We start from the raw sequence: 22,363 nt of genomic DNA, 5'->3' as shown, positions 1-22,363 counted from the left end.
ACAGTGACCTCCTATATGTTTAAATTTTGGTTATCTAAAAAATGTGGATAACTTAAAAGAATGAGCATAGTCGATTTTAGCATTTTTTTAAAACTTTTTCCACAAGCAATTGTTCAATGTGGAAAAAAAGTACACAAGGGTGAAAAAAGTTTTCCACAGGGTGTCGACACTTGCGGAAGGAAGTGGTTGTTGAATGAGTTATCCACAAAAAGTTGAGAATAATTAAGCTTGGCACAATCATGTTTCAAGAACTTATCAACAGATAAAAAAACACCTGTGCAAAACTTTTTAACAGGCTGTTTTTTTGTGTAAAACTAGTGGAAAAATGGCTGTGAACAGAAAAAAATGTGGAAAACTATCCACAAGCTACTCACAGGAAAATTTAATTTGTGGATAATTGAAACGAATCTTTCTCAGGAAATATTTCTTAAATTTTATTGACAAAAGACCCTATTACTCGTTATACTATCAAAGTATGTCTATATATTGATGGATAGTTACAATTTCAGGAGGTGTAATTGCATGAAAAGAACGTATCAACCAAACAAACGTAAACGCCAAAAAGTTCACGGATTCCGTAAACGTATGAGCACTAAAAATGGCCGTCGCGTATTAGCAAGCCGTCGTCGTAAAGGTAGAAAAGTTATTTCTGCTTAATGATGGTCTGGTCTTTTAAACAGTCAATTTCTAAGAACCCTTAGTTATCTCCATAATTTTTTGGAAGATGTGAAGATAACTAAGGGTTCTTTTTCTGTTTTCAATAAAAGAAAGCAGGATTCTATAGAAAAGGCTACTAAAAAAGAGCGGAAATATGCTATTATTATTAAGAAGTAAAAAAATATAGAAACAAAGGGATGCCGATGAAAAAGTCCTACCGTGTCAAGAAAGAAAAAGAATTTCAACAGGTGTTTAATAAAAAACAATCTTGTGCAAATCGTCGTTTCGTGGTGTACGTTTTAGAGAAACCACAACAAGCCCATTTTCGAGTGGGGATTTCTGTTGGGAAGAAAATTGGAAACGCGGTCACAAGAAATGCTGTGAAGCGGAAAATCCGCGCGAGTTTATTTCAATTAAAAGACCGTATCTCTCCAGAAATTGATTTTATCGTGATTGCACGTCCAGGATTGGAAAAGTTATCGTCTGAAGAAGTGAAAGCTAATTTAACACATGTGTTAAATTTAGCTAAAATATTAGATGTAAGAGAGGGAATTGAGTAGTGAAGAAGTATAAGCGCTTATTATTAATGGCTGGGTTAGTGACCTTAGTCTTTGTTTTATCCGCCTGCGGAACCGCGCCCGTAAGTGAAAGTAGTACAGGAATTTGGGATCGATACATTGTTTATTATTTTGCCCAAGCGATTAAGTTCCTATCATTAGGCGGCAGTGTCGGAATTGGGATTATCCTATTTACGTTAGTCATCCGGATTATTTTATTGCCGTTGATGCATTTCCAAACGAAGAGTATGCGTAAAACACAAGAGTTGCAACCGCAATTAAAGGCCTTGCAACAAAAATATTCTTCAAAAGATCCTGAAACACAACGCTTATTCCGAGAAGAACAGCAACGTTTGTATGCAGAGAATAATGTGAATCCTTACATTGGCTGTTTACCATTGTTGGTTCAACTACCAATCATGATGGCTTTGTATCAAGCCATTTCACGCGTGCCTGAGTTAAAAGAAGGAACGTTCTTGTGGTTAAGCCTCGATAAGCCGGATCCGTATTTAATTTTACCGATTTTAGCGGCTGTCTTTACGTTTGCTAGTACGTATCTTTCAAGTATGAGCCAACTAGAAACAAATGCCTCACTGAAAATTATGAATTACGTTATGCCAGCGATGATCTTCTTTATGGGGATTTCATTAGCCAGCAGTTTATCTCTTTACTGGGTGGTCTCAAATGCCTTCCAAACAGGGCAAACATTGTTATTAAACAATCCATTCAAAATCCGTAAAGAGCGGGAGGAAGCAGCACGTCAAGCCAAAGCACGGGAGCGAGCGCTTGAACGAGCAAAAAGTCCTAAGAAAAAAGGGAAGAAAAAATAAAGGAGGTCGTTCAGATGCCGATTTATGAAGGAAATACAATCGAAGAAGCAACGCAGAAAGGCTTACAAGCACTTGGTTTAACCAAAGAGGATGTTACAATTGATGTGTTAGACGAAGGAAAAAAAGGATTTTTAGGTCTAGGAAAAAAACTTGCCCAAATTTCAATGGAACCAACGATTAGTGAGCAAGTCACAGAAGCGGTCGAAGAAACAGTGGAAGATATTGTTGTTGCCGATGAAGCAACAGCAGTGGAAGAAGCAGTTGAGGAATTAACCGAAGCAATTCCTAGTCTCTCAGAGGAATCAACACATTCTTTAGAAAATCTGGAAGACGAAGCTGCTATTACTGAATTAGCGATGTATTTAACGAATATTTCAAATGAACTGAACGCCCCTGCCATGGTTCGCATAGCGCGCGATAATGGCAATATTATCTTCCATTTAGAAACAGAAAAACAAGGTATCTTAATTGGAAAACACGGAAAAGTGTTAAATGCGTTACAGTATTTAGCGCAAGTCTTTATTCACCGCATTGCAAGCAATAAGCTATCGATTGTTGTGAATGTCGGAAATTATCGCGAAAAACGTCATGAAATTTTGGAACGTTTAGCGAAACGCACCGCGGAAAAAGCCAAACGCACTGGGCGGCCAGTCTTCTTGGAACCAATGCCGGCTTTTGAAAGAAAACAAATCCATCACACGCTAAGTAAAGATGAGCAAATCAAAACCCATTCTGAAGGGGATGAACCTTATCGGTATTTAGTGGTTGAACCAGTTAAGAAGTATTTTTAAACAGAGGTCGGGACGGAACCGTTTAGCTCCGAGAAATAAGAAGGAATTTCCGAAAATTGCTTTTTAATTTTTGGAGACCAAGTAGGTATTGTTCATCATCGAATCACTACGTTCTTCGTGATTCTCAACAATTTCGGCTTATTTCCGAAGGACCTTCAACTCTTAGAGCTTTAGCTCTTAGAAGTTGTTGAGATCGGAGCAACGCGTAGTATTGGTTCTGTTCCCGCCGTTTATCAGGTTTTGAGCCTGGGACAAAAATCACTTTGGATTTTTGTCCCAGGCTCTTTCCCAGTTAAATGATTTTTTAGCCGTCTCCGTTTCTTTTTTTATGTTATGATAATCAGTAATTACTCCAGTAGTAAATTCAAATGAAAAAGTTTTGTAAAGAGACGTAGGGGGAACAACAGGTATGCGTACGGAGAAAATACTGGTTGTAGATGATGATGCAGCAGTTCGTCGCTTGATTTGGAAAGCATTACAATCAACAGGTATTCTTATTTACCAAAGTGAATCAATTGAAAAAACAAAAGATATCGTGTCCAGAGTTACCTTTGATTTGTTCATTTTAGATGATAACTTGGAACATGACAGCGATGGTTACTACTTAGTCCAAATGATTAGAGAGAAATATCCACTGGTGCCAATTATCTTTTTTAGTAGCAAAAAAGAAGAAGAGGATATTATTGCAGCCTTGGAAATGGGCGTGGATAGTTATATAACGAAACCTTTTTCCTTGAATGTTTTTAAGGCTCAGGTGATTGCTTCGTTGAATCGAGCTCGAATGATTCGAAAACAATTGAATGTTTATAAAAAAGAAGAGCTACAGGTAGGCGATTTCCGTTTTGATTATGGTCGTTATCAACTATTTAAAAAGGATTTACCTATTTCATTGTCTTCGAAAGAAGTTCAATTAATTCAATTTTTTCTGGAGAATCCCGAGCAAGTATTCTCTAAAGAACAAATTTACAGCAGTGTTTGGGGTACTGGGGATGTCGATGCGAATACGATTATGGTTTTTATTAATCGTTTACGAAGTAAATTAGAAGAAAACCCGAAAGAACCTTGTTACCTGCGGACCGTTTGGGGCATTGGTTATACCTTTACGCCAGATGGTTGCGTACAAAAAAAATGAAAAAAGGCCCGCAGTTGCACGAGCGACTGCGGGCCTTTTTGCTTATTCAATTTGCCGACGTTCCATTTCTTTCAAAATAAATTGAAGCGAACGATTTAGATGTTCATGGGTTAAAAGTGTGATCTGGTCAATATTCTTTGTTTTCATTCCGCGGAAAATTAACCAATGTTCTTCTAGGGCAATACTACGACGTTCTGAGGCACGAATTGCAATATCTCTGAAATAGATTAAGTAAGCATGGAGATCAGTCACAATTTTTTTTAAACGTAGCATCTGACTCTTAGTATAAATAAAGGAATTAAAATCTGAAAAGTTCTGTAGTAAGTCATCTACTTGGTTATTTTTATTGTATTGTTCTCCTTCGAGAAGTAAGGCTTCCAATTCATCAAAATCTTCTGGTGTCATGAGTTCCATGGCTTTAATGGTTGCTAAAGTGTCCAAAGATTTACGAATATCATAAATTTCATAAGCATCTTTCATACTAATCCCTTTAACCACGATACCCACCATAGGTATATGTTCCACCAATTGTTCTTTGACCAATTCTTGTAAAGCAAAGCGAATGGGCGTCCGACTAATGTTTAATTGCTCGGAAAATTCTTTTTCATTAATCCGTTCACCTGCAGGAATATCCCCTAAAATAATGGTTTTCTTAAAGGCTTCATAGGTACAAATTTTTAGAGGTTTACTGCTAGTTAAATCTAAGTTCCGTTTTACTGCTTCAACCGTTGGATTCATATGAGGCACCTCCCTATAGGTTATTTTTATAGATAATAAATATAATATTAAAAATGAAAATATAACGCAAGAAAAGACAAAATGAAAAGAAAACCGAGGAGAAAAGGTACTCCTACGGTTTCAGCGACGACGTTTAATTTTGTGGAATAAATAAAGGCATGTGACCTAAAGCAACAATTGTAACAACGAAAATAACGAAAATTCCTAAGGCATATTTTGCCGATTCTTTTTGCCATTGGCCCATATCTAAACCAGTTAAACGTAATAGCAAGTAAATAAACGCCACTAATGGACTTAATAAGTGGAACGCTTGCCCCATTAAGGAAGCTAAAGCCATAGACATATTGTCAAATCCATAAGAACGTCCAGCTTCTGCTAGGACTGGTAAGACACCGAAATAGAAACCATCGTTTGAAATAAAGAATGTTCCTGGTGCTGAAATGAACGCAATCACTAAGCCCCAAGCGCCGGCTAATTGTTTTGGAATAATATTAACAAAGCTATTTGCTAAGGCATTGGCCATACCAGAACCTTGGAATAAGCCCATGAAGACGCCAGCAGCAAAAACTAAGATAACTACTTGCACAGCATCACCAGCATTTGCACTGATACGGCTGCTTTGATCTTTTAATTTTGGATAGTTGATCATTAAAGCGATACAAGTACCAACTAGGAATAATAATAACGGTGGCATTTCAATCCACGAAGGCAAACCTAATTGACCAACGAATGAACTTAGGACTAACCAACCGATTAAGACAATCGTTAAAATACCATTGAATGCAAAATTCTTTGGACGACGAATTTCTAATAACTCAGGATCGTTAACAATAGTCATTTCTTCCAATTCTTTATCAGTAAGCGTTGTCACGCCTAAGCGAGCACGTTCTTTTTTCCCCATGCGATAAGCAACAAAGAAGATAACATACAATACAGATAAAATCATACCAGGTGCTAAATAAGAAAGAATGTCGGCATCAACTTCTAGTACGGCCATGGCACGAGCTGTTGGACCGCCCCAAGGTAATAAGTTCATAATGGTGTTTTGTAAGATAACAAGCACACCTAAATTCATCAATTTCATATTAAGTTTTTTGTAGATGGGAATAAACGCAGAACAGCAAATCAAGGTCGTAGTTGTTCCATCTCCGTTTAAGGAAACAGCAGCAGCAACTACCGCAGTAGCCATCAAGACTTTCATTGGATCGCCTTTAGCAAAGTAAATCATTTTTTTAGTGATTGGGTCAAACAAACCAGCATCCAACATAATAGAGAAGTAAAGAATTGCAAATAATAACATAATACCAGTTTTTGAAGTAGTTGAAATCCCATCTAAGACGAAATTCCCAATGTTGACTTCAGGGACAACACCGTCAGCACCAGGTGGCGGACTCGCTACTCCAGTTGCAATTGCAATCAAAGTAAAAATAAGAGGAATAATTACTAAAGATGTAAACGGTGACAATTTCTTTTTCATGATTACATACATAAAGATGATAATCATACCATAAGCTAAAATAGTGAGTAACATGTTTTTCTTCCTTTCTTTTTTAGAACTTTTTTGTAAGCGTTAACAACCGGTGCTAATAAAAAAGAATAGCCATGAGAAATGTTTCACAGTATTCTGGTTTACAACAAAAAATATTTTTTGTGTTTGTCTATAGTGTGAGAATATACAAACTTTCGCAGAGAATAAATAGCCTAAAACAAAAAGAACATCAAAAAAACAATTCAACAATCAAATTCTTATTAATAACTTAATATAATATTAATAGAATCTTAACGGTTGATAAATGCTTATATACCAATGTTTACAGAGTTTTTTTCACAAAATAAACAATAAAAGAACAATCTGAGCTAGTGTTTTCACTAGGTTTTTTAATGGTTTTTTCTATAATGAACGTATACCAAGAATTAGTGAAAGGAGAGACAATATGGGCCTATTTAAGTCCTTATTCAAGAAAGAGCAACACACGCAGGATACCGAGATTAATGAAAGCGTTATCCAACGTGAAGCGGATAACTTGGAAAAGCGATGGATAGATATACCAGCATATATTCCTGCTGAGCCAAAAGAATATCAATTGGTAAGTATTGTGGCCACTGCCATCGCAGCAGGAGAGTTTCCAGAAAGTCGTTTTGTTATCAAAAAAATCGCAAAACGAAATCCAGAAGCAAAAGAAGTTGCCATTATTGCAGCCAGTATAGCTGCAGAGCTTTCAGAAGAGTCTCAGCTAGTTGTCAAAAGAATTTCAAAACAAAACCTTGAGGAGGATCATTATGTTACGCAAATTTAAAATTTCAATTGATGGGAAAGAATATTTAGTCGAGATGGAAGAAATCGGTGGCGTCCCACAACCAGCACCTGTTGCGCCACAACCAACAGCGCCAGTTGCTACGACAGAAACACCAGCCCCTGCTGTTGAAGAAGCCCCAGCGCCAGCAGCACAGCCAGCCGCCCCAGCAGGAGCAGATGCAATGCCTGCGCCAATGCCAGGAACTGTGTTAAAAGTATTAGTCAATGTTGGTGATACGGTGTCCGAGAACCAACCATTGTTAATTTTAGAAGCAATGAAGATGGAAAATGAAATCGTTGCAGGAAAAGCAGGTACGGTAACAGGAATTCATGTTACCCAAGGCCAAATTGTGAACCCAGGGGAACCATTAATAACAATTAACTAGAATTAATTTAAGAAGAGGAAGTGATTTGTGTGGAGACACTGATTCAAGGTGTTATAGGAATGGGCCAAGAACCAGGACGCATTGTGATGATGCTGATTGGTGGACTATTAATGTATTTAGGAATAAAAAAAGAGTATGAACCAACACTTTTAGTGCCGATGGGTTTAGGAACGATTTTAGTGAACTTTCCTAATTCCGGCGTATTGAGCGCTGGCGGCGAGCCAGGTCCGTTTAATGTTCTTTTTGATTTTGGAATAAAAACAGAGTTATTCCCGTTATTATTATTTATTGGGATTGGGGCAATGATTGATTTCGGTCCATTGTTACAAAATCCGTTTATGTTGATGTTTGGTGCCGCTGCACAGTTTGGGATTTTCTTTACAGTTATTATGGCTGTTTTATTAGGTTTTGATTTAAACGATGCTGCTTCGATCGGGATTATTGGTGCCGCTGATGGCCCAACGTCTATTTTCGTAGCAAATACCTTACATTCAAAATACATGGGGGCCATAATGGTTGCCGCTTACTCCTACATGGCGTTAGTTCCGATTATTCAACCAGTAGCGATTAAAGCAGTGACGACGAAAGCCGAACGTCGGATCCGTATGACTTATCGGGCCGGTGAAGTTTCTCAAACAGCGAAAATTCTTTTCCCGGTTGTTATTACGATTGTCGCAGGGTTAATTGCGCCGGTGTCATTACCATTAGTTGGTTTCTTAATGTTTGGGAACTTATTAAGAGAATGTGGCGTTTTGGATCGTTTATCCATTACAGCTCAAAATGAATTGGTGAATATTATTAGTATCTTGCTAGGACTATCTATTTCCGTTAGCATGAACTATGCAGAGTTCTTAAAAGTCGATACGTTGATGGTTATTGGCTTAGGGTTAGTCGCCTTTATTATGGACTCAGTCGGCGGCGTGCTTTTTGCTAAATTCTTGAATTTATTTAGAAAAGAAAAAATCAATCCAATGATTGGTGCTGCGGGTATTTCCGCTTTCCCAATGTCTAGTCGGGTCATTCAAAAAATGGCTACAGATGAAGACCCACAAAACTTTATTTTAATGCATGCTGCTGGTGCCAACGTTTCAGGACAAATCGCTTCTGTAATTGCTGGTGGCTTACTATTAGCCTTTTTAACATAGGACGGAAAGGAGAACGAATACATGTCTGTTAACATGGAAGATTTAAAAATTGCTTTTGAACTGTTAGGTTTTGGTTGGGGCGGCGTTTTCGTTGTTTTATTTATCATTTATCTAGCGTCTAAATTACTAACAAAATTATTTCCAATTAAAAAATAAAGGAGGTTATTGCTGTGAGCAGCGTATATACAATGAAAAGAATCTGGTTGCAAAAAGATAAAAAAGCTTATCAAGCTTGGCGCGAATTAATGGAAAAAGCCGAATTGCAAACGACAGAAGCACTTGATTACACCGTTGGCATATATGATGACACAGCATTAATCGCCTCTGGCTCGCTTTCAGGCAAAACGATTAAGTGCGTGGCCGTTTGTAAAAAATATCAATCTGAAAATTTGTTAACCCAATTGGTGGTTCATCTACTTGAAAAACTGAGAGAAGAAAACCAATTACACAGTTTTTTGTATACAAAACCAAAAAATGAACAAATTTTTCAGTCGCTAGGCTTTCAAAAAGTGGTTGCGAATCAAGAGGTGCTATTTATGGAGCAAGGCAAACCAGATTTTGCCGATTATCTTGGTTACCTGACACAGCATAAAAAAGCAGGGCCAGCCAGTAGCATTGTCATGAATGCAAATCCTTTTACGAAAGGCCATCAGTACTTAGTCGAAAAAGCAGCCAAAGAAAGTCCGCACGTTTATGTGTTTGTTTTATCTGAAGATAAATCGCTGTTTTCAAAAGAAGCACGTTTCGCAATGGTGCAAAAAGGGGTAGCCCATTTACCCAATGTGACAGTCCTATCTACAGAAGATTACTTAGTTTCGTCTGCGACTTTTCCTACCTATTTTTTGAAAGAAAAAGCGCCATTAGAGGTAGCTGCAATTCAAGCAACGCTTGATGCAACGTTATTTAAAGAAAGAATTGCGCCAATACTTGAAATTCAACAACGTTATGTGGGAGAAGAGCCTTATTCAGAAGTGACCGATGTCTACAATCAAGCAATGCAACAAGTTTTCGGACAAACGATAACGCTAACCATTGTCCCGCGATTAGCGAGTGATGGAGAGCTGATTAGTGCGACGAAAGTTCGCAAAGCGATGGCTGAAGGCGACAAAGAGACACTCAAGAAGTTTTTACCAGCAACAAGTTATCAATACTTAGTAGAACACAAGAAACTAATGAGGTGAAGAAAGTGAAGATTATCAAAAATGCTACTGCAGGAACAGTAGAATCAAGTGATATTATGATTACCGTCCAACCCATTGAATCAACAGAAAATACCATTGAATTAGAAAGTAGTGTCGAAAAACAATTTGGCAATCAAATTCGTCAGGTGATTACGACAACTTTGGAACATTTAGATGTCCAAGGCGTTGCGGTCAAGGCGATTGATAAAGGGGCATTAGATTGTACAATCAAAGCTCGGATGATTACAGTTTTACATCGAGGCGCTGAAAAAGAAACGTATGATTGGAAGGAGTTGGACTCATGGAACGTTTAAGAAGAACAATGATGTTTGTCCCTGGAGCGAACGCAGCAATGCTAAGAGATGCACCATTGTATGGGGCAGATTCAATCATGTTTGATTTAGAAGATGCAGTTTCATTAAAAGAAAAAGACTCTGCCCGTGTTTTAGTCCATTCTGCTTTGAAAACTTTCGATTATGGCAATATTGAAATTGTTGTTCGGATCAATGCTTTAGATGCCGGTGGCGCAGAAGATATTGAAGCAATGGTCTTAGCTGGTGTCGATGTGATTCGTTTACCAAAAACAGAAACAGCCCAAGATATCATTGATGTCGAGGCAGTCATTACAGAAGTAGAACAGCAAAATGACATTCCCGTAGGAACAACGAAAATGATGGCTGCTATCGAATCGGCCGAAGGTGTTCTAAATGCGCCCGCGATTGCCAAAAGTTCAACTCGATTGATTGGCATCGCGTTAGGCGCCGAAGACTATGTTACCAATATGAAAACACGCCGCCATCCAGATGGCCAAGAACTATTCTTTGCTCGTAGCATGATTTTACATGCCGCTCGAGCAGCTGGGATTGCAGCTATTGATACGGTCTATTCAGATGTAGACAATACGGAAGGCTTTGAAGCCGAAGTTCGTTTGATTAAACAGCTAGGTTTCGATGGGAAATCGGTGATTAACCCTCGTCAAATCCCATTGGTTAATACTATTTATGCGCCGACAGAAAAAGAAATCCAGAATGCTAAGGAAGTAATCTGGGGCATTCGGGAAGCCGAAGCTAAAGGCTCCGGTGTTATCTCCGTAAATGGAAAAATGGTTGATAAACCAATTGTTGAACGAGCTGAACGGGTCATTGCGTTAGCATTGGCGGCTAAATTAATTACCGAGGAGGAAATATAGACATGGTAGTAAATAAAGTAGGCAAAGACATTCCTCAATCTTATGCAGAGCAATACGGCATTTATGAAGGAGAATTAGCACACATTGATGCTTATCAAGAAGCGAGCCGAGCAATTAAACCAGTGAAACCTCGGGAGACAAAACTTTTAGGAAGTATTCGTGAAGCAATTGAAAAAACAGGGTTGAAAGATGGCATGACCATCTCTTTCCATCACCATTTCCGTGAAGGAGACTATGTGATGAATTTAGTTTTAGCCGAGATTGCCGCCATGGGGCTGAAAAACATTTCGATTGCACCTAGTTCAATTGCAAATGTTCATGAACCTCTGATCGAACACATTAAAAATGGAGTAGTCACCAACATTACTTCTTCTGGTTTGAGAGATAAAGTAGGCGCCGCTATTTCAGCAGGTATCATGGAAAATCCTGTGGTGATTCGTTCACATGGTGGCCGGGCACGGGCAGTAGCAGCAGGCGATATCCATATTGATGTAGCTTTCTTAGGTGCACCAAGTTCAGACGCTTATGGAAATGCGAATGGAACCAAAGGAAAAGCTACCTGTGGTTCTCTTGGATATGCGATGGTCGATGCAAAATATGCGGATCAAGTGGTCATCATTACTGACACATTAGTACCATATCCTAATACCCCTATTAGTATTCCACAAACAGATGTTGATTATGTAGTAGAAATTGATGCAATTGGTGATCCAGATGGAATTGCCAAAGGCGCGACACGTTTTACAAAGAATCCCAAAGAATTATTGATTGCTGAATATGCCGCAAAAATAATTACACATTCTCCTTACTACAAAGAAGGCTTCTCATTCCAAACAGGAACAGGTGGCTCTTCACTAGCAGTTACGCGGTTCATGAGAGAACAAATGCTTAAAGATGGTATTAAAGCAAGTTTCGCTTTAGGCGGAATTACGAATGCAATGGTGGAACTTTTGGAAGAAGGCTTAGTAGAAAAAATTATTGACGTCCAAGACTTTGATCATCCATCAGCTATTTCTTTAGGGGAAAATGCCAATCATTATGAAATTGATGCCAATATGTATGCTTCACCGCTTAGCAAAGGGGCGGTTATTAATCAATTAGACACAGCTATTTTATCTGCTTTAGAAGTGGACACAGATTTTAATGTAAATGTCATTACTGGTTCAGATGGTGTTATCCGTGGTGCTTCTGGCGGACATTCCGATACAAGTATGGCTTGTAAAATGAGTCTAGTGATTGCACCACTTGTTCGTGGACGGATTCCAACAATTGTTGAGCAAGTAAATACAGTCGTTACACCAGGTACGAGTGTCGATGTCGTAGTAACAGAAGTCGGCATTGCAATCAATCCAAAAAGAACAGACTTAATTGATTGTTTTAAAACTTTAGATGTTCCTCAGTTTACGTTAGAAGAGTTGAAAGACAAAGCCTACAACATTGTTGGCACCCCGGAACCAATTAAATATGGAGACAAAGTCGTTGCGTTAATTGAATACCGAGATGGTAGTCTAATTGATGTGGTACGCAATGTTTAATGGGGAAAAAGTAACACTTTTAGAGATGTTGGATGCTCGCGAACAAAGAGCTGCTACACAGAAGGAGTTGTTAGAAACAGCACCAGAAGCTAGTCTCTTATCTGCCACAATGAATATTCCTGGAGAAGTAAAAAATTCGCCCACCTTAACGGCTGTTTTTTTAGAAGTAATTGACGAAGTCGAGCAACAATTGCTGGATCAAGTACCGATTGTTAATTTTTACCGGAATGAAAAAACAGGGCCTGAATATTATTTGGCGGTTTCGTTAGCCCCGCAAGAGTTAAAACAAAGAATGGTCAAAATTGAAGAAACACATCCATATGGTCGTTTAGTGGACCTAGATGTTTTATGGGGAAATGAGGAACTAAAAAGCCTTCATCGAGGAGATTTAGGCTTGCCACCACGGCGCTGTTTTGTTTGCCAAGAAGAGGCGAAAGTCTGTGGACGAAATCGACGTCACAGTCTTGAAGCAATGCAAGAAAAAATAACAGAAATAATTTTGACACGAAAGGAGCAGCCAAGTGAGTAAAAAAATTCGTTTTACAGAAACGGTGCTACGGGATGGACAACAAAGTTTAATTGCAACACGGATGCCAACCTCAGATATGCTGCCGATTATTAAAACAATGGACGAGGCAGGATTTCATGCATTAGAAATGTGGGGCGGGGCAACGTTTGATTCCTGTGTCCGCTATTTAAACGAGGATCCTTGGGAACGTCTTCGCCAAATTCGCAAAGAAGTTAAAAATACCAAACTTCAAATGTTATTACGAGGACAAAATTTACTAGGATATCGTCATTACGCTGATGATGTGGTGCGGGCCTTTGTCGAAAAATCAGTTGAAAATGGGATTGATATTATTCGTATTTTCGATGCCTTGAATGATGTCCGTAATTTACAAACAGCAATTCAAACAACAAAAGAAGCTGGCGGACACTGTCAAGCAGCGATCTCTTATACCACGAGTGAAATTCATACCATCGATTACTTTGTAAAATTAGCCAAAGAATTAAGTCAAACAGGAGCGGATTCCATTTGTATTAAGGACATGGCAGGCGTTTTGACGCCACAAACTGGTTTTGAATTAGTGAGCAAAATGAAAGATGCCATTGATTTACCTTTAGAGGTGCATACGCATGCGACTAGTGGTATTTCTGAGATGACCTATTTAAAAGTTGCTGAAGCAGGTGCGGATATCATCGATACAGCTATTTCTTCTTTCGCTGGCGGTACGAGTCAACCAGCCACAGAATCTGTAGCCATTGCGTTAGAAGATTTAGGCTTTGAAACAGGTTTAAATATGGAAAAAGTAACAGAGATTGCTGACTATTTCAATCCGATTCGTGATCGCTTTAGAAGTGAAGGCATTTTAAACCCTAAAGTTAAAGATACGGAACCGAAAACCTTGATTTATCAAGTACCTGGTGGTATGTTATCAAACTTATTAAGTCAATTAACGGAGCAAGGCTTACAAGACAAATATGAAGAAGTTTTAGCTGAAGTACCTAAAGTAAGAGCAGATTTAGGGTATCCACCACTAGTTACGCCGCTTTCACAAATGGTTGGAACACAAGCCTTAATGAATGTGATTTCTGGGGAAAGATATTCCTTAATACCGAATGAAATCAAAGATTATGTGCGCGGAGAATACGGCAAATCACCAGCACCTATCGCAGAAGAGATTAAACAAAAAATCATCGGGGATGAAGAGGTAATCACTTGTCGACCGGCGGATTTATTGAAACCAGAGTTGCATAGTTTAGAAAAGGAAATCCAACAATACGCAAAATCTGAAGAGGATGTCCTATTATATGCGATGTTCCCACAACAAGGAAAAGACTTTTTAGGCCGTCGTGAAGATCCTTTTTACGATGTACCGTTACAGAAAGTGACAGTCAAACTTGACTTGCCAGAATAGAACGAGCAAGTGCTCCGCAAATGTATAAAGAAGCAAGGGTTTGAGCGACGATAACGGTTGTTCAAACCCTTGCTTCATCAAATAGAAAAAAGGCAGCCCGTGAAAGGAAGTGACAATGTGTTAGAAGAAGTTCTAGCAATTCATCAAAAAAATATTGGTGTGCTAAGTCTTGAAGCAACAGAAGCGGTATTAAACCATCATGATTTAGCCAAAATGTATACACCTGGTGTCGCAGAATTGAGTTTAATGATTGCCCAAAATCATGAATTAGCGCGCGAGTGGACCATTAGTGGTAAGTTAATTGCAGTTATTACAGATGGGTCAGCTGTTCTGGGTCTCGGCAATATGGGCACGCAAGCGGGCTTGCCAATTGTTGAAGGCAAAGCTTTACTTTATAAAAATTTGGCGGGGGTCGATGCTATTCCTTTAGCACTGGAACAAAAATCAGTGGACGAGATGGTTCAAACAATTGAAAATTTACAAAATAGTTTTGCAGGAATCCATCTAGAAGATATTTCTGCACCAAAATGTTTTGAAATTGAAGAAAAACTTCAACAACGTTTGAACATTCCTGTGTATCATGATGACCAAGAAGGCACAGCCATTGTCGTTTTAGCTGGACTAATCAACGCAGCTAAAATTAAAGGAAAACCTTTAAATGAATTACGTGTGGTGATTAACGGAGTTGGTGCTTCTGGTGTAGCGACCGCTAAGTTATGTATTCAAGCGGGGATTACGCATCTCACCTTAGTAGATCGCCAAGGTGTTTTAAGAGAAGAAGACCCGACATTGAATCCTTACCAACGTGCTTTGCTTCGACAGGTAATAAAACCATCAGTAGAAAACAAAGATTTAGCCACCGCTGTCGTCAATCAGGATGTTTTTTTAGGCTTATCAGAAGCGGATGTGCTAACGCCAGCTCTGATTAAATCAATGAACCAAGACCCAATTATCTTTGCTTTAGCAAATCCTAAACCAGAAATTGAACCAGCCCTCGCCCAAGCTAATGGCGTCCGTTTATTAGCAACTGGTTCTTCCAAATATCCGAATCAGGTGAACAACATTTTAGCTTTTCCAGGTCTTTTTAAAGGGTTATTGGCAGCGAAAGGCAGAAAAGTTGATGTCGGTTTGCAAATGACAGTAGCACGAAGCTTGGCCGCTATGATTTCAGAACCCACAGCAGAAAAATTCATACCTAATGTATTTGATGGCGGCGTAGTTGACACGGTTTTTAATGCTGTACTAGACTATATAAAACAAGAAAAGACCATGGCAGAAGAAGGGACGTAAAAGGCAATGACCAAGCAAGCAAGGAGTAAATTAGCGCAGCAAGCACAATTGGCACTACTCTATGAAGTGACCTGTTTAAATAAACCAGGCTTGGTGGATCCAGTCGATGCAGGCGCCCATCAAGATATGGATGTTTTCACTTTTTTAGAAAGTAGTGTGGTTTTGACTCCTTATTTTGAAACCTTCGTTCAAGCTGGGACAGAGCTACGTCATTTGCCGATTGAGGCAACATTTCGCGCGATTCGACAAGTTGGTTTAGAAGCAGAACGAGCGATGTTTGAGGCAACAGAAGGGATCAACACACATAAAGGAGCGATTTTTTCTCTAGGTATTTTTTTAGCTATCTGTGGTCGTCTAATGATTTGGGAGACCCCTTGCACCTTACAATTGTTTCAACAAACGCTTCAAACAATGACGCAAGACTTATTGGCCGACTTTGAAAACCTCGCTACGAATGAGCTAGAAAAACTAACTTGGGGTGAACGACTATTTGTTCAGCATGGCTTGACTGGAATCCGTGGTGAGGCGCAACAAGGGTATCCTGCTGTCTTTGAACAGGGAGTGCCTTATTATCAAAAACATCAAGGCACACAACAACAAAAACTCATTGATACGCTCCTTTATTTATCGCTCTATGTTGAGGATACGAATTTGATTAAACGAAGTCAAAATGTCCAAATTTTTGAAATATATCAACCGTTAATTCAGGAATATTTTGCTTTAGGGGGGACACAAACGTTACGGGGAACCCTTTGTTTAGAAAGATTGAATCACTTATTCAAAGAAAAAAATTGGAGTATTGGTGGCAGTGCAGATGCTTTAATTTTGGTGGTGTTTTTAGATAAACTAATGAAATTAAATTGGCTGACGCCTTAATTAAAAAGATAGTTACAACGCTGATTTGGTCAGTTATTTTGACCTTATATGCTTATGGAAAGGTCTCAAGAGAATTCAAGAAAGCGATTGACAAATACCACGAAACACAGTATATTTTATTACGAAATCATTCTTATCAGAGTATACAAATACGATGATAAACAGTTGAAGCGAATCTTGATTTGCTTTTCCTAAACCTGATTCTTTTAGAATCAGGTTTTTGTTTATCTAAAAGGCGGCATTCGTTCAAAAACGGCTGTCGCCTTTTTTTATGAAATTTTTTTAATATAAAAAAATTCATAAAAAAAATCTTAAAAACAGAAAAAATTGTTATAGATTAGAGTCATTTTTTTGATGTAAAGTTTTTATGACTTACAGCCATAAAATTGATAAAAACAGTCAAAGAAGCAGAAAAAATAATAGTGGAATTTCTCAAAAAAATAAAAAAATTTTCCGTTATTTAATTATCGATTTATCAAACGATAAGTTATAATAAAATAATTTATTTATCTTTAATGATTGGGGAGAAACGTATAAACTTCCTCATTTTCCTCTCATTGTATAATAACTCACTAATGAATTAGTGAGTTTTTTAACATATCTAGGACGCTTGTTATCAAATGAATTTTTATATAAAAATTCACAGCATTATATTTTGAAAAGCTGAGGAAATGTACTAAACTGCAGGTGTTAAATCCATTTAAATCGCTAAAGGGGGAGATGAACAACTAGGGGAAGCTAATGATTTTGGTATTTATCGTTTATTTTAAAGAAAAGAGGGACGATCAGATGAAAAAGAAAATTGTTGAGGATTTTAATCGGAAAAGTCAGCATAAAAAATGGACAAAACGCAAGATGCTTAATTTAGCAATATCAAGTGGTTTATTATTTACGTCATTAGCAATCCCTGTAAGTATAGCTGTTACCTCTGGCACAATCAGTGCATCAGCAGCGGTCTTGGATATCGAACTATTATCAAATGTTACGTCAAATAATGACAGTGGCACTTCAACGAGTAATCGTTGGACAGCCGCAAACCAAAATCAACCAGTTAATTTCACGGTTTCTGGTGGCGCTTTAGCAGATGCTTCCGCTGTGTTTAGTGGACAAAAACAAGCGGTGTTAGTGGTTCCTCCTGAGTTAAGAGGAAATGTAGCTGTAGCAGGCAGCGCAGCAATCAATACCAATGTCACGATTGATCTTTCAAAAGTTACTTTTTTGACTGCCGTTTTGAATGCAGCCAATGATTTAACCAATGTCATTACTCAAATTACCAGTGGGGCGTTAGGGAATTTAACTGGTGTTGATATTGATTTGACGGAAGTGAATCGTCAATTGGAATTAGTTAATAACATTGAAAACTTAGGTGCTGCTTCATTTACAGCTCCGGAAACGTTAGCAGCTGACGGCTCATACATTAGTGCACCGATTAGTGATGGTTTAGGGTTAGTTTTAGCCCAAAATGTTTCAAACATCTTACAAGATTTGAATGCGGCAGTTCAAGCTTTGGAGGCAAAAGGAACCAGTATCCCAAGTAATCTTGTCGCCGCAGCTATAAATGCAGCCTTGCTTCCTGTCAAAGGCACGGTAAACGTGGCTGTTTCAGGTGCTTTGCCTTTATTAGCGGTTGGTGGTTCAGGCGTAAATGAGTTAGTGGATGCTTCTTTACTAGGCACAACCACGATTACTTTACCAACTACCGTTTCAACACCTCAAAATTTATCCAATAATTTAGATGCTCGTTTTGTAGGAACAGTCGTTCAAACAGATCTTTTAGACGTTAATTTATTAGCAACAGCAGACGGTGTATCCAACATTTATTTTGCTGCAGGCACTACTAGTGAAGTAACCGCACCAACAATCACAGGAGTAACAGGTAATTCAACAGCAGGTTACGAAGTTAAAGGAACTGCCGATGCCAATGCCACGGTTGAAATCCGAAATGCAGGAGGCACCGTAATAGGCACAGGTACCGCTGATGGGACAGGAGCGTTTACAGTTACCATTCCCGCAGGTGAAGCAGGCGCCAATGAAACATTAACCGCCGTAGCGAAAAACGCCAGCGGTACAGAAAGTACGCCAACAACGTTCCAAACGCCAGCGGATGAGACAACCGTAACCGCACCAACAATCACAGGAGTGACAGGTAATTCAACGGCAGGTTACGAAGTTAAAGGAACTGCCGATGCCAATGCCACGGTTGAAATCCGAAATGCAGGAGGTGCCGTGATAGGCACAGGGAGCGCCGATGGGACAGGAGCGTTTACAGTTACCATTCCCGCAGGTGAAGCAGGCGCCAATGAAACATTAACTGCCGTAGCGAAAAACGCCAGCGGCACAGAAAGTACGCCAACAACGTTCCAAACACCAGCGGATGAGACAACCGTAACCGCACCAACAATCACAGGAGTAACAGGCAATTCAACGGCAGGTTACGAAGTTAAAGGAACTGCCGATGCCAATGCCACGGTTGAAATCCGAAATGCAGGAGGCACCGTGATAGGCACAGGGACCACCGATGGGACAGGGGCATTTACAGTTACCATTCCCGCAGGTGAAGCAGGTGCCAATGAAACGTTAACCGCCGTAGCGAAAAACGCTAGCGGTACAGAAAGTACGCCAACAACGTTCCAAACGCCAGCGGATCCTAATACACCCGTGGCGCCGCCAATTGTTGAGACTGTAACAGGTAGTACAACAAAAGGCTATGAGGTCACAGGGACTGCTGAAGTTGGCACCACCATTGAGGTTCGCGATGCAGCTGGCACGGTCCTTGGTACTGCAACAACTGGAACTGATGGAAAATATACAGTGACTTTAACTCCAGGAAAAGCAACAGCAAATCAAACGCTGAGCGTTGTAGCGAAAAACGCTAGTGGCACGGAAAGTCAACCAGAAACGGCGACAACACCAGCTGATGTCACTGCACCAACAGTTGATAACATCACAGGCAACTCTGGTTCGGGTTATAAAATTACAGGAACAGCAGACCCTAACACAACAATCGAAGTTCGTGATCCAGCTGGGGCAGTCATTGGTACAGGTACCTCTGATGCGAATGGTGATTTTACTGTAACGCTACCAACGGGAACGACAAATCCTGGGGATACGTTAACAGTGATTGGAAAGGATAACGCAGGAAATGAAAGTCAACCGACTGAAGTCCTTGTTCCTGCTGATGCCACGGTGACAGCACCAACTGTAACAGGAGTAACAGGTAATTCAGTTGCTGGTTATCAGGTGACAGGCACCGCTGATCCGAATGCTACCATCGAAATTCGTGATGCAGATGGGAACGTGATTGCAACAGGGACTGCCGATGGGACTGGTTCCTTTGCTGTGAACCTTCCAGCTGGGACGGCAAATGCGAATGAAACATTGACAGCGTTAGCCAAAGATCCTGCTGGCAATACAAGTACACCGACAACCTTCCAAACACCAGCAGATGAAGTAGTGGCACCGCCAAGTGTCGACAAAGTTACTGGGAATACAACACAAGGATATCAAGTGACAGGTACCGCTGAACTTGGCACCACCATTGAAGTTCGTGCAACAGACGGAACAGTTTTAGGCACCGCAACAACTGGACCGACTGGCCAATATACTGTGACGTTAGCTTCAGGAAAAGCAACAGCTAAACAAACAGTGAATGTAGTTGCTAAAAATGATACTGGACTTGAGAGTCAACCAACTACAGCTATGACACCCGCTGATGTTACCACACCAACAATTGGTGACATTACTGGAGATTCAACAACTGGTTATGAAATCACTGGGACGGCGGACCCTAATACCACCATTGAAGTACGGAACCCAGATGGAACAATTATTGGTACAACGACAACGGATGATCAAGGAAACTTTACTGTGGACCTTCCAGCGGGAGCCGCTAATCCTGGTGATACATTAACAGTTGTTGGAAAAGACGGTGACGGCAATGAAAGTCAACCAACGGAAGTGACGGTCCCTGAAGATGCAACCGTAGCAGCACCAACTGTGACGACTGTTACAGGAACAACTGCCACTGGGTATCAAGTAACCGGCACGGCAGAGCCAAATGTCACCATTGAGATTCACAATGAAGCAGGTTTAGTTATTGCTACGGGAACGACTGATGGTGCTGGCGCCTTTACAATCACTCTTCCGACGGGCACAGCAACAGCTAACGAAGCCTTAACTGCCATTGCGAAAGATGCTGCTGGGAAAGAAAGTAATCCGACTGCTTTCAAAACACCTGCTGATCCAGATGCACCAGTCGCGACACCTACTGTTGACAAAATCACTGGTAGCACGACAAACGGCTATCAAGTAGTAGGAGCAGCAGAAGTTGGTACAACAGTTGAGGTGCGTGACGCCGATGGCACAGTCCTTGGCATGGCAACTACTGGAACTGATGGCAAATACACAGTGACTTTAGAGCCAGGGAAGGCCTCAGCTAACGAAACAATAACTGTCGTAGCGAAAAATGCAACAGGAAAAGAAAGCCAGCCAGCTACAGCAACTACACCAGCCGACTTAGCCACACCAACCATTGATTCTATTACCGGAAATTCTAGTAAAGGTTACGAAATCACTGGAACGGCGGAGCCAAAAACCACTATTGATGTCCGTGACGCAGACGGAACCATCATTGCTGCTACAACTGCTAACGAAACCGGCCAATATACGGTGACTCTACCAGCTGGCGTAGTGACACCAGGAGAAACGATTACGATTATTAGCAAAGATGGCGCTGGTAATGAAAGTCAACCAGCTACAGCCGTTATTCCAGCGGATGTTGTTTTAGCGGCGCCAACTATTACGAAGGTTGAAGGAAACAAAGCCAATGGCTATACAGTCACTGGAACTGCTGATCCAAATGTCACGGTTCAATTTTACAATAGCAGTGAAAAATTATTGGCAAGTGGCAATACAACTACTGGAGGCACCTTCTCCGTTCATATTGCAGCAGGGTTAGCAACAGAAAAAGAAACGTTAACCGCACTAACCACAGATACACAAGGAAATGTGAGTCCTAAAACCACATTTATGACGCCAGCCGATATTACGGGAGAACCAGAGATTAAAATTGCGGCACCAACTGTTTCTTCAGTTTTAGGAACGTCTAAAGCCGGCTACCTTATCAAAGGAACAGCTGAACCAAACCGAATCATTCAAATTAGTAACCGACTATTAAGAAGTGTGATTGCTGTAGGTGCCACCGATGCTGAAGGCAACTTCGCTATCCAATTAACAGCGGGACAAGCGACTGCTCAACAAAGTTTACTTGCGACAGCTACCGATGGCGCAGGACATTACAGTACGGCTACAACCTTCATGACACCAGCCGACCCAACGAATCCTGGAGGAGGCAATGGTAACACTGGTGGAAATAACGGCAATACAGGCGGCAACACAGGAAACAATGGCGCAACTGGTGGGAATAATGGGAATGGTTCAAACACAGGTTCAAATCCAAATGGAGGTTCTGGTTTAGGGACAACAGGTTCTGGCTTAGGTTCACTAGGCAATGGCCTCGGTACAAATGGTAGTGCCTACAATCCGAAACTAAGTACCATCAGTTATGGCACTGGAAATCACGGGAAAACAGGCTACTTACCTAGTACAGGTGAAAAAGAGTCCTCAGCCGTGACAACAAGTTTGTTTGGCGCCTTTGTCGCATTCCTTGCGAGCATGGGAATCGTCAAACGCAAACGTAAAAACTAGCTCTCTCCTTTAATTCCTATAGATGAGAAAACGTATTGTTGAGAATTCCCCACTCAATGATACGTTTTCTCGTTCCATTTAATGAAGAAAAATTGCCAAATAGAATAAAATGTGCTATTCTATTTTCAGAAAATC

The 22,363-nt window shown here is 40.1% G+C and carries 20 protein-coding genes; 18 read left to right on the top strand and 2 right to left on the bottom strand.

All coding sequences use genetic code 11. The features are described 5' to 3' along the window. Positions 1-522: 522 nt before the first annotated feature. The 5 genes from rpmH to MKZ30_RS12815 all read left to right on the top strand — a co-directional run bounded on the left by rpmH (position 523) and on the right by MKZ30_RS12815 (position 3,967). Positions 523-657 carry a 50S ribosomal protein L34 gene (gene rpmH / locus MKZ30_RS12835; protein WP_002356012.1) on the top strand — a complete coding sequence of 45 codons (135 nt, stop codon included), beginning with the start codon at positions 523-525 and terminating at the stop codon, positions 655-657. A 203-nt stretch (positions 658-860) separates the two neighbouring features. Next, the gene (rnpA, locus tag MKZ30_RS12830; protein WP_002356011.1) at positions 861-1,217 is read left to right on the top strand and encodes a ribonuclease P protein component; all 357 of its coding nucleotides are present in this window, start codon (positions 861-863) and stop codon (positions 1,215-1,217) included. Further along, positions 1,217-2,044, top strand: coding sequence for a YidC/Oxa1 family membrane protein insertase (locus MKZ30_RS12825; protein ID WP_002356010.1), 828 nt, complete (start codon positions 1,217-1,219; stop codon positions 2,042-2,044). The genes rnpA and MKZ30_RS12825 overlap by 1 nt, the downstream gene beginning before the upstream one ends. Positions 2,045-2,058: 14 nt before the next feature. Then, the gene (gene jag / locus MKZ30_RS12820; protein WP_016614462.1) at positions 2,059-2,835 is read left to right on the top strand and encodes an RNA-binding cell elongation regulator Jag/EloR; all 777 of its coding nucleotides are present in this window, start codon (positions 2,059-2,061) and stop codon (positions 2,833-2,835) included. A 409-nt stretch (positions 2,836-3,244) separates the two neighbouring features. After that, the gene (locus MKZ30_RS12815) at positions 3,245-3,967 is read left to right on the top strand and encodes a response regulator transcription factor (protein ID WP_002363545.1); all 723 of its coding nucleotides are present in this window, start codon (positions 3,245-3,247) and stop codon (positions 3,965-3,967) included. A 42-nt stretch (positions 3,968-4,009) separates the two neighbouring features. On the opposite strand, the gene MKZ30_RS12810 is transcribed toward MKZ30_RS12815, so the two are convergent. Then, positions 4,010-4,705 carry a GntR family transcriptional regulator gene (locus MKZ30_RS12810; protein ID WP_002356006.1) on the bottom strand — a complete coding sequence of 232 codons (696 nt, stop codon included), beginning with the start codon at positions 4,703-4,705 and terminating at the stop codon, positions 4,010-4,012. 133 nt (positions 4,706-4,838) lie between these two features. After that, a complete protein-coding gene (locus MKZ30_RS12805) occupies positions 4,839-6,236 on the bottom strand; it encodes a CitMHS family transporter (RefSeq protein WP_002356005.1) in 1,398 nt (465 codons plus the stop codon). Positions 6,237-6,639: 403 nt separating this feature from the next. Here MKZ30_RS12805 and MKZ30_RS12800 point away from each other — a divergent pair, with 403 nt between their 5' ends. The 13 genes from MKZ30_RS12800 (at position 6,640) to MKZ30_RS12745 (ending at position 22,228) form a co-directional block, all read left to right on the top strand. After that, positions 6,640-7,002 (top strand): hypothetical protein, encoded by a 363-nt coding sequence (locus tag MKZ30_RS12800; protein WP_002356004.1) that lies wholly within the window; start codon positions 6,640-6,642, stop codon positions 7,000-7,002. Continuing rightward, positions 6,986-7,387, top strand: coding sequence for an acetyl-CoA carboxylase biotin carboxyl carrier protein subunit (locus MKZ30_RS12795; protein ID WP_002363547.1), 402 nt, complete (start codon positions 6,986-6,988; stop codon positions 7,385-7,387). Before MKZ30_RS12800 ends, MKZ30_RS12795 begins: the two co-directional genes overlap by 17 nt. A 29-nt stretch (positions 7,388-7,416) precedes the next feature. Beyond that, positions 7,417-8,532, top strand: a complete 1,116-nt coding sequence (locus tag MKZ30_RS12790; RefSeq protein ID WP_002383526.1) for a sodium ion-translocating decarboxylase subunit beta — start codon at positions 7,417-7,419, stop codon at positions 8,530-8,532. 21 nt (positions 8,533-8,553) lie between these two features. Next, on the top strand, positions 8,554-8,688 hold the full coding sequence (locus tag MKZ30_RS13330; RefSeq protein WP_002356001.1) for an OadG-related small transporter subunit: 135 nt from the start codon (positions 8,554-8,556) through the stop codon (positions 8,686-8,688). A 32-nt stretch (positions 8,689-8,720) separates the two neighbouring features. Further along, entirely contained in the window at positions 8,721-9,713 is a 993-nt protein-coding gene (gene citC / locus MKZ30_RS12785) for a [citrate (pro-3S)-lyase] ligase (protein WP_002419345.1), read from the top strand. A gap of 5 nt (positions 9,714-9,718) precedes the next feature. Then, on the top strand, positions 9,719-10,027 hold the full coding sequence (citD, locus tag MKZ30_RS12780; RefSeq protein WP_002355999.1) for a citrate lyase acyl carrier protein: 309 nt from the start codon (positions 9,719-9,721) through the stop codon (positions 10,025-10,027). Next, complete coding sequence (citE, locus tag MKZ30_RS12775) at positions 10,015-10,902, top strand: citrate (pro-3S)-lyase subunit beta (protein ID WP_002355998.1); 888 nt, start codon at positions 10,015-10,017, stop codon at positions 10,900-10,902. The genes citD and citE overlap by 13 nt, the downstream gene beginning before the upstream one ends. A gap of 2 nt (positions 10,903-10,904) precedes the next feature. Beyond that, entirely contained in the window at positions 10,905-12,437 is a 1,533-nt protein-coding gene (citF, locus tag MKZ30_RS12770) for a citrate lyase subunit alpha (RefSeq protein WP_002355996.1), read from the top strand. Further along, on the top strand, positions 12,430-12,966 hold the full coding sequence (citX, locus tag MKZ30_RS12765) for a citrate lyase holo-[acyl-carrier protein] synthase (protein ID WP_002383528.1): 537 nt from the start codon (positions 12,430-12,432) through the stop codon (positions 12,964-12,966). The genes citF and citX overlap by 8 nt, the downstream gene beginning before the upstream one ends. Beyond that, positions 12,959-14,356 carry an oxaloacetate decarboxylase subunit alpha gene (locus tag MKZ30_RS12760; protein ID WP_002355994.1) on the top strand — a complete coding sequence of 466 codons (1,398 nt, stop codon included), beginning with the start codon at positions 12,959-12,961 and terminating at the stop codon, positions 14,354-14,356. Before citX ends, MKZ30_RS12760 begins: the two co-directional genes overlap by 8 nt. Before the next feature lie 117 nt (positions 14,357-14,473). Beyond that, a complete protein-coding gene (locus tag MKZ30_RS12755; RefSeq protein WP_010714967.1) occupies positions 14,474-15,646 on the top strand; it encodes an NAD(P)-dependent malic enzyme in 1,173 nt (390 codons plus the stop codon). Between the two features lie 6 nt (positions 15,647-15,652). Beyond that, on the top strand, positions 15,653-16,522 hold the full coding sequence (gene citG / locus MKZ30_RS12750; protein WP_002355991.1) for a triphosphoribosyl-dephospho-CoA synthase CitG: 870 nt from the start codon (positions 15,653-15,655) through the stop codon (positions 16,520-16,522). Between the two features lie 741 nt (positions 16,523-17,263). Further along, positions 17,264-22,228, top strand: coding sequence for an Ig-like domain-containing protein (locus MKZ30_RS12745; RefSeq protein ID WP_202566661.1), 4,965 nt, complete (start codon positions 17,264-17,266; stop codon positions 22,226-22,228). Positions 22,229-22,363 lie beyond the last annotated feature (135 nt).

Source organism: Enterococcus sp. LX10, from assembly GCF_023539285.1.
Taxonomy (GTDB): Bacteria; Bacillota; Bacilli; order Lactobacillales; family Enterococcaceae; genus Enterococcus; species Enterococcus faecalis.
This window is presented reverse-complemented; position numbering and strand designations above follow the sequence as displayed.

Excerpts from the sequence above, each read along its gene's own strand:
- rpmH (WP_002356012.1), top strand. The coding sequence starts at position 523 with ATGAAAAGAACGTATCAACCAAACAAACGTAAACGCCAAAAAGTTCAC.
- rnpA (WP_002356011.1), top strand. The coding sequence starts at position 861 with ATGAAAAAGTCCTACCGTGTCAAGAAAGAAAAAGAATTTCAACAGGTG.
- jag (WP_016614462.1), top strand. The coding sequence starts at position 2,059 with ATGCCGATTTATGAAGGAAATACAATCGAAGAAGCAACGCAGAAAGGC.
- MKZ30_RS12815 (WP_002363545.1), top strand. The coding sequence starts at position 3,245 with ATGCGTACGGAGAAAATACTGGTTGTAGATGATGATGCAGCAGTTCGT.
- MKZ30_RS12810 (WP_002356006.1), bottom strand. The coding sequence starts at position 4,705 with ATGAATCCAACGGTTGAAGCAGTAAAACGGAACTTAGATTTAACTAGC.
- MKZ30_RS12805 (WP_002356005.1), bottom strand. The coding sequence starts at position 6,236 with ATGTTACTCACTATTTTAGCTTATGGTATGATTATCATCTTTATGTAT.
- MKZ30_RS12800 (WP_002356004.1), top strand. The coding sequence starts at position 6,640 with ATGGGCCTATTTAAGTCCTTATTCAAGAAAGAGCAACACACGCAGGAT.
- MKZ30_RS12795 (WP_002363547.1), top strand. The coding sequence starts at position 6,986 with ATGTTACGCAAATTTAAAATTTCAATTGATGGGAAAGAATATTTAGTC.
- MKZ30_RS13330 (WP_002356001.1), top strand. The coding sequence starts at position 8,554 with ATGTCTGTTAACATGGAAGATTTAAAAATTGCTTTTGAACTGTTAGGT.
- citC (WP_002419345.1), top strand. The coding sequence starts at position 8,721 with ATGAAAAGAATCTGGTTGCAAAAAGATAAAAAAGCTTATCAAGCTTGG.
- citE (WP_002355998.1), top strand. The coding sequence starts at position 10,015 with ATGGAACGTTTAAGAAGAACAATGATGTTTGTCCCTGGAGCGAACGCA.
- citF (WP_002355996.1), top strand. The coding sequence starts at position 10,905 with ATGGTAGTAAATAAAGTAGGCAAAGACATTCCTCAATCTTATGCAGAG.
- citX (WP_002383528.1), top strand. The coding sequence starts at position 12,430 with ATGTTTAATGGGGAAAAAGTAACACTTTTAGAGATGTTGGATGCTCGC.
- citG (WP_002355991.1), top strand. The coding sequence starts at position 15,653 with ATGACCAAGCAAGCAAGGAGTAAATTAGCGCAGCAAGCACAATTGGCA.
- MKZ30_RS12745 (WP_202566661.1), top strand. The coding sequence starts at position 17,264 with ATGATTTTGGTATTTATCGTTTATTTTAAAGAAAAGAGGGACGATCAG.